The organism is uncultured Albimonas sp., from assembly GCF_963977235.1.
Classification (GTDB): Bacteria; Pseudomonadota; Alphaproteobacteria; order Rhodobacterales; family Rhodobacteraceae; genus Albimonas.
On the sequence record NZ_CAXBOD010000002.1, the window covers coordinates 279382 to 293701 of the forward strand.

General features: G+C 72.1%; 10 protein-coding genes. 7 read left to right on the forward strand and 3 right to left on the reverse strand.

Annotation, left to right across the window (positions count from 1 at the left end):
* The first annotated feature begins 52 nt into the window (after nucleotides 1-52).
* The 4 genes from dnaK (at nucleotide 53) to AAC134_RS03545 (ending at nucleotide 7583) form a co-directional block, all read left to right on the forward strand.
* A complete protein-coding gene (gene dnaK, locus AAC134_RS03530; protein ID WP_339947661.1) occupies nucleotides 53-1981 on the forward strand; it encodes a molecular chaperone DnaK in 1929 nt (642 codons plus the stop codon).
* A gap of 211 nt (nucleotides 1982-2192) precedes the next feature.
* Nucleotides 2193-3350, forward strand: a complete 1158-nt coding sequence (dnaJ, locus tag AAC134_RS03535) for a molecular chaperone DnaJ (protein ID WP_339947662.1) — start codon at nucleotides 2193-2195, stop codon at nucleotides 3348-3350.
* Between the two features lie 159 nt (nucleotides 3351-3509).
* Entirely contained in the window at nucleotides 3510-4601 is a 1092-nt protein-coding gene (locus AAC134_RS03540; RefSeq protein ID WP_339947663.1) for an SIMPL domain-containing protein, read from the forward strand.
* Nucleotides 4602-6245: 1644 nt separating this feature from the next.
* A complete protein-coding gene (locus tag AAC134_RS03545; RefSeq protein ID WP_339947664.1) occupies nucleotides 6246-7583 on the forward strand; it encodes a capsular biosynthesis protein in 1338 nt (445 codons plus the stop codon).
* A gap of 197 nt (nucleotides 7584-7780) precedes the next feature.
* On the opposite strand, the gene AAC134_RS03550 is transcribed toward AAC134_RS03545, so the two are convergent.
* Both AAC134_RS03550 and AAC134_RS03555 read right to left on the reverse strand, forming a co-directional pair.
* Nucleotides 7781-8992, reverse strand: a complete 1212-nt coding sequence (locus tag AAC134_RS03550; RefSeq protein ID WP_339947665.1) for a polysaccharide biosynthesis/export family protein — start codon at nucleotides 8990-8992, stop codon at nucleotides 7781-7783.
* Between the two features lie 167 nt (nucleotides 8993-9159).
* Nucleotides 9160-9573 carry a hypothetical protein gene (locus AAC134_RS03555; RefSeq protein WP_339947666.1) on the reverse strand — a complete coding sequence of 138 codons (414 nt, stop codon included), beginning with the start codon at nucleotides 9571-9573 and terminating at the stop codon, nucleotides 9160-9162.
* A gap of 339 nt (nucleotides 9574-9912) precedes the next feature.
* Here AAC134_RS03555 and AAC134_RS03560 point away from each other — a divergent pair, with 339 nt between their 5' ends.
* Genes AAC134_RS03560 through AAC134_RS03570 form a run of 3 tightly spaced genes read left to right on the forward strand, consistent with a single transcriptional unit; the run spans nucleotide 9913 to nucleotide 13120 of the window.
* The gene (locus AAC134_RS03560) at nucleotides 9913-10716 is read left to right on the forward strand and encodes an ABC transporter permease (RefSeq protein WP_339947667.1); all 804 of its coding nucleotides are present in this window, start codon (nucleotides 9913-9915) and stop codon (nucleotides 10714-10716) included.
* Nucleotides 10713-11480: an ABC transporter ATP-binding protein gene (locus AAC134_RS03565; RefSeq protein ID WP_339947668.1), complete on the forward strand. Its 768-nt coding sequence runs from the start codon at nucleotides 10713-10715 to the stop codon at nucleotides 11478-11480. The genes AAC134_RS03560 and AAC134_RS03565 overlap by 4 nt, the downstream gene beginning before the upstream one ends.
* A 2-nt stretch (nucleotides 11481-11482) precedes the next feature.
* On the forward strand, nucleotides 11483-13120 hold the full coding sequence (locus AAC134_RS03570; RefSeq protein ID WP_339947669.1) for a hypothetical protein: 1638 nt from the start codon (nucleotides 11483-11485) through the stop codon (nucleotides 13118-13120).
* A 112-nt stretch (nucleotides 13121-13232) separates the two neighbouring features.
* On the opposite strand, the gene AAC134_RS03575 is transcribed toward AAC134_RS03570, so the two are convergent.
* A complete protein-coding gene (locus AAC134_RS03575) occupies nucleotides 13233-14306 on the reverse strand; it encodes a calcium-binding protein (RefSeq protein WP_339947670.1) in 1074 nt (357 codons plus the stop codon).
* Nucleotides 14307-14320 lie beyond the last annotated feature (14 nt).

Genomic DNA, 14320 nt, shown 5'->3' on the forward strand with positions numbered 1-14320 from the left:
GGGCCGCTTCCGGACCCGACCCTCTCACATCGCCGAACGAAAGGACGTCGCAATGTCGAAAGTCATTGGCATCGACCTCGGGACCACGAACTCCTGCGTCTCCATCATGGACGGACAGTCCGCGCGGGTGATCGAGAACTCCGAGGGTGCGCGCACCACCCCCTCGATGGTGGGCTTCACCGAGGATGAGCGCCTCGTGGGCCAGCCGGCCAAGCGCCAGGCGGTCACCAACCCCGAGAACACGCTCTTCGCCGTCAAGCGCCTGATCGGGCGCCGCTATTCCGACCCCACCGTCGAGAAAGACAAGGGGATGGTCCCCTACAAGATCGTCGAGGGGAAGAACGGCGACGCCTGGGTCGAGGCCCGCGGCGAGAAATACTCCCCCAGCCAGGTGTCGGCCTACATCCTTCAGAAGATGAAGGAGACCGCCGAGTCCTACCTGGGCGAGACGGTCGAGAAGGCGGTGATCACGGTTCCCGCCTACTTCAACGACTCCCAGCGCCAGGCCACCAAGGATGCGGGCAAGATCGCCGGCCTCGAGGTGCTGCGCATCATCAACGAGCCGACGGCGGCCGCGCTCGCCTACGGGCTCGACAAGAAGGAAGGGCGCACGATCGCGGTCTATGACCTCGGCGGCGGCACCTTCGACATCTCGATCCTCGAGATCGACGACGGCCTGTTCGAGGTGAAGTCGACCAACGGCGACACCTTCCTGGGCGGCGAAGACTTCGACATGCGCATCGTCGAATACCTCGCCGAGGAGTTCAAGAAGCAGTCCGGCGTCGACCTGACCAAGGACCGCCTCGCCCTCCAGCGCCTCAAGGAAGCCGCCGAGAAGGCCAAGATCGAGCTGTCCTCCTCGTCCCAGACCGAGATCAACCAGCCCTTCATCTCGATGGACCCCGAGACGCGCCAGCCCCTGCACCTGGTGCTGAAGCTGAGCCGCGCGAAGCTCGAGTCCATCGTGGGCGACCTGATCGCGCGCACGCTGAAGCCCTGCGAGGCGGCCCTCAAGGACGCCGGCGTCTCCAAGTCGGAGATCGACGAGGTGGTGCTGGTCGGCGGCATGACCCGCATGCCGCGCGTCTATGACGAGGTCACCAAGTTCTTCGGCAAGGAGCCCCACAAGGGCGTGAACCCCGACGAGGTCGTGGCCATGGGCGCCGCGATCCAGGCGGGCGTGCTCCAGGGCGACGTCAAGGACGTGGTCCTGCTGGACGTGACGCCGCTGAGCCTCGGCATCGAGACCCTGGGCGGCGTCTTCACCCGGCTGATCGACCGCAACACCACGATCCCGACCAAGAAGTCCCAGACCTTCTCGACCGCCGACGACAACCAGACGGCGGTGACCATCCGGGTCTTCCAGGGCGAGCGCGAGATGGCGGCCGACAACAAGATGCTCGGCCAGTTCAACCTCGAGGACATCCCGCCCGCGCCCCGCGGCATGCCCCAGATCGAGGTCAGCTTCGACATTGACGCCAACGGCATCGTGTCGGTCGGCGCCAAGGACAAGGCGACCAACAAGGAGCAGAAGATCACGATCCAGGCCTCCGGCGGTCTGTCCGACGACGACATCGAGAAGATGGTCAAGGACGCCGAGGAGAACGCCGACGCCGACAAGCGCCGCCGCGAGCTGGTCGAGGCCAAGAACCAGGCCGAGAGCATGGTCCACGGCGCCGAGAAGAGCCTGGCCGAGCATGGCGACAAGGTCGACGACGAGACCAAGGCCGCCATCCAGACCGCCATCGACGATCTGAAGGCCGCCAACGAGGGCGACGACCTCGAGGGCATCAAGGCCAAGACCCAGGCCCTGACCGAGGCCTCGATGAAGCTGGGCGAGGCGATCTACAAGGCCTCCTCGGACGCCGAGCAGGCCGAGGCCCAGGCGGCCGCGGCCCAGGATGCGGCCAAGGACGGCGACGACGTGGTGGACGCCGAGTTCACCGAGGAGAAGAAGGACGACGATCGGAAGGCCGGCTGAGGCCTCCGGTTCGACGCGCCGACCGCGGCCCCGCCTTCGGGCGGGGTCGTTGCGTGAGGAGGAACGCGCGCGCTTGACCCGCGCCGCGTCCCGGATGACCCTTGCCCCAGACGCCTCCCGGCGGGCCGCGCGATGCGGATCCGGCGCGGGCGCGGCGGGCGCCTCGCCACGCGGACCGCGCCGGACCGGCTAGACGGGAGAGACCCCAGGAATGTCCAAACGGGATTTCTACGAGGTGCTTGGCCTGTCCAAGGGCGCCTCGGAAGACGAGATCAAGAAGGCCTATCGCAAGAAGGCCAAGGAACATCACCCCGACCGCAACCCGGACGACGCCTCGGCCGAGGCGAAGTTCAAGGAGGTCAACGAAGCCTACGACCACCTCAAGGACCCGCAGAAGAAGGCGGCCTACGATCAGTTCGGTCATGCGGCCTTCGACGGCTCGGGCGGCATGGGCGGGGGCTTCCGCCCCGGCGGCGGGCCGGGGCAGGGCGACTTCGGCTCGGCCTTCTCGGACGTGTTCGAGGATCTGTTCGGCGACTTCATGGGCGGCCAGCGCGGCGGCCCGCGGCGACGCGGCGGCGCGGCGCGGGGCTCTGACCTGCGCTACAACCTGCGCGTGACGCTCGAGGACGCCTTCAAGGGCAAGACCGAGACCATCCAGGTCCCCGGCTCGGTCCAGTGCGAGGCCTGCTCGGGCACCGGCGCCGAGGGCGGCGCCCAGCCCGCGGCCTGTCCGACCTGCTCGGGGCTGGGCAAGGTGAGGGCTCAGCAGGGCTTCTTCACCATCGAGCGGACCTGCCCGACCTGCGCGGGCCGCGGTTCGGTCGTGAAGAACCCGTGCAAGGTCTGCAACGGCGCCACCCGCGTCCAGAAGGACCGCCGCCTGAACGTCAACATCCCCGCGGGCGTCGAGACCGGCACCCGCATCCGCCTCGCCGGCGAAGGCGAGGCCGGGGTGATGGGCGGCCCCTCGGGCGACCTCTACATCTTCATCGAGGTGGGCGCGCACCCGATCTTCGAGCGGGAGGGCCCCGACCTGCACTGCCGGATCCCGGTGCCGATGACCACCGCCGCGCTCGGCGGAGAGATCGAGGCGCCGCTGATCGACGGCGGCCGCTCGCGCGTGAAGGTCCCCTCGGGCGTGCAGTCGGGCAAGCAGCTTCGCCTGCGCGAGAAGGGCATGCCGACGCTCCGCGGCGGGCGCCGCGGCGACCTCTACCTCGAGCTTGCGGTCGAGACGCCGGTGAACCTGACCGCCAAGCAGAAGGAGCTGCTCAAGGAGTTCGAGGACGCGGGCAAGGACAACTCGCCCGGCACCTCGGATTTCTTCTCCAAGGTGAAGTCCTTCTGGGACGGGATGACCGGCTGAGGCGACGGAGCCGACGCGCCCGGACGTATCAGAAAGGCCCCCGCAATGCGGGGGCCTTTCTTGCAGCGCGGCGCCACGGAAATGGCCCGATCCGGCCATGCGCCGGCGCCGCCCGGTCCCCTAGCTGCGGACCCGAGCAGACAAAAAGGAGGAGCGTCCGTGACCCCCCGTTCCCAGTCGTCCCAAGACCCGTCGTCCCCCCGCCGCGCGGCGCGTCGCGGCCGGCTTCCCTCCCCGCCCTCGACCCTGTCGATGATCGCGTTGGGGGCGCTGCTGGTCTCTTCCGTCGCGCTCTCGGTCCCGGCTTTCGCCGCCCAGCCGCTGGCCGAACCCTCCGGCAAGGCCGAGAAGCGCGAGATGCGCCGCGAGCTGCGCGAGGAATGGCTCGAGGACGCCGACGCCGCCGCGGACCGCCTGCAGACGGCGATCAAGGCCGCCGGGCGCGAGGGCGAAACGCTCGACGCCCGCATCTCCAAGGCGATGGAGGCCGACCAGGCCCTTCAGACGCAGCTCAGGCTCGCCCAGGCCGCCTCGGGCGGATCCCAGCCCGCGCGCCCTGCGCCCGAGCGTCCCGCCCGGGAGGCCCGGGCCGAGGCGCCCGAGCAGTGCCGCGGCCGGCTGGTGGTCGAGGGCGAGGGGATCGAGACCGCGACCCCCGACGTGCTGCGCGTGAGCTTTGGCGCCGACGCGCGCGCCGAAGGTCCGGGGGAGGCGCTCTCGCGCGCCTCGCAGGCGACCAAGTCGCTGCTCGACGCGGTTCTGGCGGCCGGCGTGGCGCGCGAGGACGTCTCGACCACGCAGGTCTCGCTGAACCCGGTCTACGAGCGCTCCGACCGGGCCGACCGCAACGCCCCGCCCGAGATCGTCGCCTGGGAGGCCGGGTCGAGCCTGGCGGTGACGCTCAAGGACGTTTCGGGCTTCGGGGCGCTGGCGACGGCGGCGACGGAGGCGGGGGCGACCCGGATCTCTGGCGTCAGCTTCGCGGTGTCGGACGAGAAGGACCGGCTGGAGGCCGCCCGCATGGCGGCCGTGAAAGCGGCGCTGGCGCGCGCGGATCTGCTGGCGCAGGCCGCCGGCGCCCGCGTCGGCGCGATCCTCGAGCTGAGCGAGAGCGGCATCTCGATCCCCGGCCCGCGACCGATGTTCGCGCGCGCCGCGGTCTCCGAGGCTTCGATGTCCGACATGCCCCTCGCCGAGGGGGCGCAGGAGCTGCGCGCCTCGGTCAACCTGACGGTCGAGCTCTGCCAGTGAGCCGCGCCTGACGACCGCCTGTCCGCCCACCCGGGCGGGCAGGCGCGCACGGCCCGAACCTGGCGCATCCTCCCCGCCCTCGCCCTCCGCGATCCGCCGCAGCCCCCCGCCCGCGAGCCCCACCCACCCACCCCGGCCGCGGGCGGGGGGCTGCGGCTGGCGGGGCGCCGGGAAGCGGATCCGCGACAGAGGGTCGGGAGGCGAGGCCGGGACGGGTGATGGGAAGACTTGCGTGCCGCCGGCGCCCTCGGCCACCCCTTCCCCATCGAAGTTCCCGCGCACGAGCGAGGTCCAGGCCAGCGCCTTCGCGAAGGTGTCCGCCCGGCCCGGTTCGGGCGGGCGGGGTGCGCTCCAGAACCCCGCCAGCGGCTGCGGGTCGACCAGCCCCTCGCGGTCGAAGATCGCCCGCCCCAGCACCTTCACCGGCAGGCCCTGCCGCAGCGCCGAGAGGCCCACGGTCGAGTTCACCGTCACCAGCCCCGCCGCGCGCTCCAGCATCGCCGAAAGGTCGCCGCCCTCGATCACCTCGACCCGCGCCTCGGCGCCGTGGCGCGCTGCGGTCTCGCGCAGCAGGCGCCGCCAGGGGGTGAGGCCGTTGTCGACCGGGTGTTCCTTGACCAGCAGGCGCGCCTCGGGGGGCGCATGCAGGGCGAAGCTGCGCACCACGGCCCTGGCCGTCTCGCGCAGGTCGGGGTCGGGACCATGAGCGCGGATCTGGAAATCGGTGCGCAGTTGCAGCGGGAACAGGAACAGGGGGGCGTCGCCGGCGCCCCACGCCTGCCAGACTTCCGCGGCATGGGCCCGGTCGCGCCGGGCCCGGAGCATCTTCCACAGAAAGCCGCCGTATTCGGCCAGCGGGTGCCAGGTCTGGTGGCGGCGATAACCGGGATGGGTGGCCCACGACAGCGCCAGGTTCGACAGGTTCCAGGCGATGTCCATCGCCGCGTAGTGGAGGAACGAGGATCGGTAGAGCCGCGTCTCGGCCGGCGTCTCGCCGCGGGCGGCCAGCGCCTCGATCGCGGCCCAGTCGGTGGGGAAGGGCGCGCCGGCGCCGCCGCCGTCGGGCTCGACCGTCAGCCAGTCGGGGCGCACGTAGCCAAGCTCCACATGGTGCACGCGCACGCCGAGCGCCTGGGCCCGGTCGACGGCGGGACGGTGCAGCGGACGGTTGTCGCCCAGCAGCACCAGGTCGGTGACGCCCTCGCGGGTCATGACCTCGGCGACGTGGCGGGGCCAGTCCTCGAACGCGCCGCGCCACGAGAGGCCGCCCCCCCGCCGCCAGAACAGCGCGTCGCCGGGGCAGAGATGCAGGCGCAGGACGCGAGCGCCGCGGGCCTCGAGCGCGTCGCCGAGGTGCGAGAAGAAGAACGACGAGGGGCCCTGCAGCAGCAGCGCGCACCGCTCGGCCATCGCTCGATCTCCCTCGCCCCAACGCGCCCCCGGGGGCGCCGATCCTGTCTGCGCGCCTGTCGGGCGCGCCCGCTTCCGGCCTCGTCCTGCACGCCCGCGCCACGGGGCGCAAGGCTTCGCGGGGAGGGGCGGCGCGCCGGCGGCATTGACTTGGACCCCGCCCCGGCCTAGCCCACCGCGCGGCGCGAGGACCCGACCCTGCGCCGCAGGCGCGAGGGGCAAGGGGGCCGCAGCATGGCCGCAGTCAAGGCGGGCGGACCGGACGGCCGCAGGACCCGGGCGCGGCGCGTCCTGTTCCTGCAGGGTCCGCCGACCGTGTTCTGGCGGGAGCTGGCGGGCGAGTTCGAGGCCCAGGGCCACGAGACCCGCCGTGTGAACCTGTGCACGGCCGACTGGCTGACCTGGCGACGCCGGGGCGCGGACTCCTACCGCGGCGTCTTCTCCAACTGGCGCGGCTGGCTGGGGCGCTATCTGGACGCCGAGAGGATCACCGACGTCCTCTACTACGCCGACCGGCTCCCCTATCATGTGGTCGCGGCCGAAGAGGCCGAGCGCCGCGGCATCGCCTGCCACGCGGTCGAATTCGGCTACCTGCGTCCCGACTGGCTGACGCTGGAGCGGCGGGGGATGGGGGCCTACTCGCATTTCCCCAACGATCCCCGGACCATCCGGCGCCTGGCCGAGGCCATTGTCGAGAAGCCGCCGCTGGGTACGCGCTATGCCCACTCGTTCCTGCGCGAGGCGACGGACGAGCTGCTGTTCAACCTGGTCAACGCGCTGTTCTGCTGGCCCTGGCCGTTCTTCGACATGGACAAGCGCTACCACCCGCTGACCGACTACCCCAGCTGGATCCCGCGGCTCTTGCGCGGCGACCGGCTGAAGCGGCAGGCCGAGGCGGTGGTGGCCGAATGCGTCGCGGGCGCCTGGCCCTATCACCTGTTCGCGCTGCAGATCGAGGCGGATTACCAGCTGCGCGACAACTCCCCCTACGAGACGCTGGCCCAACCCATCAACGAGGTGATCGCCTCGTTCGCCCGCCACGCGCCGGCGGGGCATCGGCTGGTGTTCAAGCTGCATCCGCTCGACAACGGGCTGGAGAACTGGCCGGGCCTGGTGCGCCGGCGGGCCGAGGCCGAGGGAGTGGGCGACCGGGTGATCGCCATCGACGGGGGGGACCTGGAGGCGCTTCTGCGCCACGCGAACGGGGCGCTGTCGGTGAACTCGACCGTGGGGCTGCACGCGATCCGGGCGGGGACGCCGACGCTGGCGCTGGGGCCGGCGGTCTACGATGTGGCGGGCCTGACCCACCAGGGGCCGCTGGCGAGCTTCTGGGCCTCGCCCGAGCCGGTGGACGCGAACCTCGCCGCCGACCTGATGAAGGTGCTGGCGGACACGATCCAGGTGAAGGGCTCGTTCTACAATCCCGCCGGGCGGGCGCTGGCGGCGCAGGAGATCGTGCGCCGCGTCGCGGCCGGAGAGGTCAACGAGCCTGGCGCCTTCGTGCCCCGCCCGCCGCGCCTGCCGGTGCGCCGCCGCGACGCGGACGTGGCCTTCGCCGCCGCCAACGGCTGATCGGCCGCTCGGACGCCGAGGTCTCTCCCGCCGCCGCGCACGGGCCCCCGACGCCCCCCCCACCCGCCCACCCGGGCGCGCCGGGACCCCGTGCGCGGCGGCGGAGGCCCGGGCGCGCGGGCGGCCCGAAAGGCGGATGGCCACGCAAAAGGGGGCCCCGCGGCCCCCTCTCGTCGTCGTCACGGCCCCTGCGGCCGTCAGTCCAGCGTGTTCAGCAGGCGCAGCGTCTGGGTGGTGGGCGAGAGCGCGTCGTCGACCACGCTCAGCACCTTGCCCGCCTGGGCCAGCTCCGAGTTGGCGGTGTAGATGATGTCGCCGTCCTCCATCGCGAAGCGCCGCGCGAGGAAGAACGAGCCCGGATCCGACAGGTCGAGCCCGTAGACGATCGGCGTCGTCGCGGCCCCCGCCTCCGGCGTGGCCGCGGGACCGGCCAGCGCCATCGCCACCTCGGGGTTCTCATAGCGGAACACGAACACCGAGCGCGGATCGGCGCGCCGGTCGTCGAGCCCGCCGGCCTCGGCGATGGCCTGGTCGAGGGTCACCACCTCGGTCGAGAAGTTGATCCGGCGCGCCCGCCCGTTGGCCCCCAGCGAGGTGAAGCTCTGCCCGATGTCGAGCGCCGCGATCACGTCGCCCGAGCGCACGCGCACGTTCTGCGCAGGCTCGCGCAGGATCCGCGCCAGGTGCGCCTCGGCTTGCACGTCGCCGCGGGTCAGACGGATCAGGGTCCGGTGCGCGGGCGTCCGCGAGCCGCCCGAGGCCGCCAGCACGTCCAGCACCCGCTCGCCCACCCCGTTCAGCTGCACCCGCCCGGCATTGCCGATCGCGTCGCCCAGCACCGTCACCGAGGACACCGGCGACTGCTGGATGGTGACGATCACCTGCGGCTCGATCGCCTTGCCCTCCAGCGCCGAGACGATGGCCGAGGCCACCGCGTCCGGCGTGCGGCCGGTGGCGCTGATCCGGCCCGCATAGGGCACGCTGATCCGCCCGTCGGGACCGATGCGCTGGTTGGGCAGGGCGGCGCCGCGGCTCTCGCTGTTCTGGGTCGAGAACAGACCGCCCTCGACCGCCTCCCAGATGGTGATGCCCACCACGTCGCCCACCCGCAGGACCTGCGCGTCCGCGGCGCCGCGGCCGGCGAGATCGGCGGGGGGCTCGGCGCGGCTTCGCTCGAGCACCTCGATCGCCGCGGGGTTCAGGATGGCGTAGGCGTAGGGCAGGACCGTCGCCCCGGGATCGGCGGCCGCCTGGCGCACCGTGTCGCCCGAGGGGCCCGAGGCCGGCGCGTAGGCGCAGCCCGCCAGGGCCGCCGCCAGCAGCGTCGCCGCCAGCGTCCGGGCCCCGCGGCGCATCCCGCCCTGAGCCGCCGACGCGCGCTCGACGCGTCCCGCTTCCGTTGCGCGCATGACGCCCTGTCTCCCGTTCCGCTCGTCCCTCGGTGCGCGCCTTCTGCCCGGCGCGCTGGCCCTCGCGTCTGTGTGCCCCGCGAAGGGCCCGCAGGCAAGGGCGCAGAGCGGGAAGCGGAGCGGCCGAGGCGCCGCCCTCGCGCGTGGGCGGCGGCGAGGAAACGGGATCAGTCGTCGCGGCGCCGGCGCATGAACAGGCCGAGCGCGGTCAGCGCCGCCCCCATCAGCCCCAGCGCGGCGGGCAGGGGGATCGGGGTCGCCTCGATCTGCGCCGGGTCCTTGGCCGAGTCCTGAGCCGAGATCATCGGCGTCCCGGCCAAGGCGGGCTCGCCGCAGCCGGGCGCATCCAGGCACGGCCAGGCGATCAGCGTGTCGTCCTGCGCCTCGCCGATCGCGGCGGGCGCATGGGACTCGGGGGGCTGCGAGGCTGCGCTCTCCCCCGGCGCGCCCGCCTGCGCGAAGTCCGGCCGGGCCAGGTCCTGCTGGCTCACGTCCTGCTGGGCAGCGAGCGCCACGCCGGCGGCCAGCGCCAGCGGCGCGCAGAGGATCAGCGGAATCGGACGGGCGCGTCGGGTCGGCACTGGAAAGCTCCTTCGTATCGCGACTCGGTCGCGAACCGGCGGCACCATGGCCCGGGGATCGTGATAGGATCGTGACGATCTGCGTGCTGCAGCGCCATAGGCTTATGCTGCATTGCGGGATGGAAGCGCAATCCCTGCGGCGCCGGCGCCACGCTCGCCCGGCCGGCGCGTCGCGCCGCGACCTTCGGGCCGTGTTGGAGCCGCGGCCTTCGGGCCGCCTCGCCAAGCCCCGCGGGGATGTGCTAACCGGAGGCTGACGACGTCGCCCGCGATGTCGGACGCCTGTCCGCCCGACGCCCGCCCGCGCGGCGAGGGCCGCCCGGACCTGCTGCTGGAGCCATGACCGCCACGAACGCCTCCGTCGCCGAATCTCCGCTGCGCGTGCACCTGCGCGTGGTGATCGCCCTGTTGCGCCGCGAGATGTCGACCAAGTACGGCCGCTCGGTCGGCGGCTATTTCTGGGCGGTGGCCGAGCCCTGCGGCATGATCTTCATCATGTCCTTCGCCTGGTCCTTCATGTCGCGCAGTCCCGACCTGGGCCAGAGCTTCGTGGTGTTCTTCGCCACCGGCTTCCTGAGCTTCAACTTCTATCGCAACACCGCCCAGGGCCTGTTCACGGTGGTGCGCAACAACTCGAGCTTGCTCAAATACCCCAACGTCAACATCTGGGACGCGATCGTCGCCCGCACGGTGCTGCAGACGCTGACCAACTGCATGGTGGCGGTGCTGATCCTGAGCCTCGCGGTGGGCTTCACCGGCGAGCGGATCTCGTTCGACTTCCCCCGCATCGCCGCCGCGCTGAGCGCGGCCACCGTGCTGGCGATGGGCGCGGGCACGCTGAACGCGGTGCTGTTCCACATCTTCCCGACCTGGGAGCGGATCTTCAAGATCCTCAACCGGCCGCTGTTCATCATCTCGGGCGTGCTCTACACGCCCGAAAGCAAGCTGATCCCGGGCCCGGCCATGGACCTGCTGGCGCTGAACCCGCTGGTGCACGTCGTCTCGGCCTTCCGCGAGGGGATCTACCCGGTCTATCACGCCCGCCTGAACCACCTGGAATACCCGCTGGCGCTGGGCCTGCTGCTGCTGTTCTTCGGCCTGCTGCTGCTGCGCCGCTTCAACGAAAGGCTGCTGGAGCGGTGATCCAGCTCGAGAACGTCTCCAAGTCCTTCCACATCAAGGGAGGCGTGAAGACCGTGCTGCACCAGCTCAGCATGACCATCCCGCGCGGGCGGTCGCTGGCGCTGCTGGGGCGCAACGGGGCGGGCAAGTCGACGCTGCTCTCGATGATCGCGGGCGCGATGAAGCCCGACACCGGGCGGATAATCCGCGGGTGCAAGGTCTCGTTCCCGCTCGGCTTCTCGGGCTCGTTCCACAAGGACATGACCGGGCGCCAGAACCTGCGCTTCGTCGCGCGCATCTATGGCGTGGACGTCGAGGAGCTGACCGACTACGTGCTCGATTTCTCCGAGCTCGGGCCCTATCTCGACCAGCCGGTGGGGGTCTATTCCTCGGGCATGAAGGCGCGGCTGGCCTTCGGCGTCTCGATGGGGATCAAGTTCGACACCTACCTGGTCGATGAGCTGACCGCGGTCGGCGACCAGAGCTTCAAGGTCAAGAGCCGGGCGGTGTTCCAGGAGAAGCTCGCCGCCTCGGACGTGATCATGGTCTCGCACTCGATGAAGCAGCTGCGCCAGTATTGCGACTGCGGGATGGTGCTGGAGAACGGGCGCGTCGAGGTCTATGACGACCTCGAAGACGCGATCTCGCGGCACATGAAGAACATGGAGCTCGGACGCGTCGGCGGCGCGGACGGCGGCGACCGCCGACAGCGCAAGCGCCGCGAGCAGGCGCGCGTGAAGGCGCGGATGAAGAAGCGCCGCGGCGCGCGGCGAGGATTGATCTGAAGATGGACCAGAACGACCGACGGCCCGGCGACGAGTCCGCGCCGAACCTGTTCACGGACCCGCTGGAGACGCAGGGCGCCGAGCGTCCCGACGGCACCGTCGAGACGCCCGAGGCCGAGCCGCCCGCCCGCCGGCGCCGCAACCAGGAAAAGCGCGCCCGACGCCTCGCGCGCAAGGCCGCCCAGGGCGGCGACACCGGCGGCAATGGCGGCGGCGGTGGCGGCGGCGGCGGCAACCGGGGCGGCGGCCGCGGCAACAAGGGCGGCGGTCGGGGCGGCGCGCCGGTCGACGATCCGCTCGACGACGATTTCGACGAGGAATACGCTCCCGCCGCGAGCGGGGGGGCGGCCTCGGGCGGCGCGGTGATGACCCAGTCCGACGCGCGCGAGGCGCGCAAGTCCGCCCGCCGCGCCCGCCGCTCCGGCGCCGGACCGGAGGTCTCCGAGCCCCGCGGCGACTCGATCATCGTCGACGTGCAGTCCGAGCAGATCGCCCGCCGCGCCCGGCGTCGGCGGATCTGGTCGCGCGTCTGGCTGTGGCTGAGCTTCCTGGTCATGGTCGCGGCCCCCTCGGGCACCGCGGGCTGGTATCTCAACACCGTCGCGGCCGACCAGTACGCCAGCCAGGTCAGCTTCGCGGTGCGCAGCCTCGAGGGCGGGCTGCCCTCGCCCCTGACCGAGTTCTTCGGCGGGGGCGCGGATTCCACCGCTGGCGACAGCGAGATGCTGTTCGAATACCTGCAGTCCCAGCCGCTGGTCGAACGGGTCCAGAACGACGTCGACCTGGTCGCGCTCTACAACCGCCCCGAGGGCGACTGGCTGTTCTCGATGGGCCAGGACCGCACCATCGAGGAGATGGTCGACTACTGGAACCGGGCCGTCACCGTCAGCTACGACACCGGCGCCGGCATCATCTATGTCGAGGCCCGCGCCTTCCGCGCAGAGGACGCGCAGGACGTCGCGACCTCGGTGCTCGAGGCGAGCTACGACCTGATCAACAGCCTCTCGACCGACGCCCGCCAGGACGCCGTGCAATACGCCGAGGCCGACCTCACGCAGGCCGAGGACCGGATCCGGCGCACCCGCCTGGCGTTGCAGGAGTTCCGATCCTCCCAGGGGACGGCCGACATCAGCTCGGACATCACCCAGCAGATGGCGCTGATCTCGCAGCTGCGCAGCGCACGCTCCCAGGCCCAAGCCGATTACGACAGCCGCAAGGACATGCTGGGCGCCGACAGCCCCACCCTGTCGGCCCTGCGCCGGCGGCTGGCCAGCCTCGACGCCCAGATCGCCGAGGAGGAGGCCCGGATCGCCGACGCGCCCTCCCTGCCGGGCGAGGTCTCGACCGCGATCCCCGGGGCCCGCCCGACGCTTGCCGAGGCCGCCGGCGAGCAGGAGCGTCTGCAGGTCGAGCTGGAACTGGCGACGAACATGTACACCGCCGCCCAGTCCTCGCTCGAGGCCGCCAAGGCCGAGGCGCGGCGCACGCAGCGCTATCTCGCCACCCACATCCAGCCGACGCTCGCCCAGGAGGCGGCCTATCCCCGCCGCATCGTCTGGACGCTGGCGGTGTTCGTGGGTCTGCTGCTGACCTGGTCGATTGCGCTGCTGGTCGTCGGCTCGATCCGCGACCGCAACTGAGGCTCCGGAACGCAGACCGGCGCGGCCCCGTCGGGGACCGCGCCGGTCGCCATGCCGGGCGGGAGCGCCTCCGCCCGGACATGAGGGGGTGGGGATGCCCTGGGGGCGGCGCTCAAACCAGGATTTCGGCCTCGCTCAATGCCTCGATGGAGATGTCGAGCCGCAGGCTGGTCGTCTCGTCGAGCGTCAGGCGCACGCCCCCGCCCGCCTCGGTCGCCAGGCTCAGCGGGTCGAAGGCCTCGCCGAAGCCGAACGCAGTCAGATCCAGCGAGTCCTCGGCCACATCGAAGTCGTGGATGCGGTCCTCGCCGTCGCCGGCGGCGAAAACGAAGCGATCCGCGCCCGCGTTCCCCCACAGGCGATCGTCGCCGGCGCCGCCGTTCAGCACGTCGTCGCCCTGGCCGCCCTTGAGCCGGTCGTTCCCCTCGCCGCCGAACAGCTGGTCGTCGCCCATGTCGCCATCCAGCCGGTCGTCGCCCGCCTCGCCCAGCAGCAGGTCGCCATCGTCCCCGCCGTCGAGCCGGTCGCGTCCCTCGCCGCCCGACAGCGTGTCCACGCCGGCGTCGCCGCGCAGCCGGTCGTCGTCCGCCCCGCCCGAGAGCGTGTCGTCGCCCTCGCCCCCGAACAGCCTGTCGCGTCCGGCCCCGCCCGCGAGGTCGTCGTCGCCCCCGCCGCCGCGGATCCGATCGTCGCCGCCGCCGCCCGCGAAGGCGTCGTCGCCGTCGTCGCCCTCGAGATCGTCGTCGCGACGCCCGCCGCGCTCGACCTCGGGCCGTTCGCCCTCTTCCTCGCCGCCGCGCGCGCCGAGATCAGCCTCGCGCAGGGCCAGGAGGCGGGAGACGTCGTCAGAGGTGGCGGGGCGCTCGGTCTCGACGCCCTCGACGTCGCGGGTCTTGTAGAGGTCGCCCTTCAACTCCTCCTCGGCCCCGTCGGGCCACGAGACCTTCAGCACGCGGAGCGTCAGCTTCCATTCGGCGCCGTCGGCCAGCAGCCGGGTCTGGATCTCGGCCCCGGCGCCGATCTCCATCAGGCGGGCGACATCGTCCCCGGTCGCCACGCGGCGCAGGTCCTCGTCGCTGGACTTGAGGCGGTAGACGCCGTCCTTCAGGCTCTCGCGCGTGCCGTCAGGGTGGCGGATGTCGATGCGGTCGGCGCTCATCCGGGCGCGGGTGACGTCTTGGCTCATCAAGCAATCCTTCG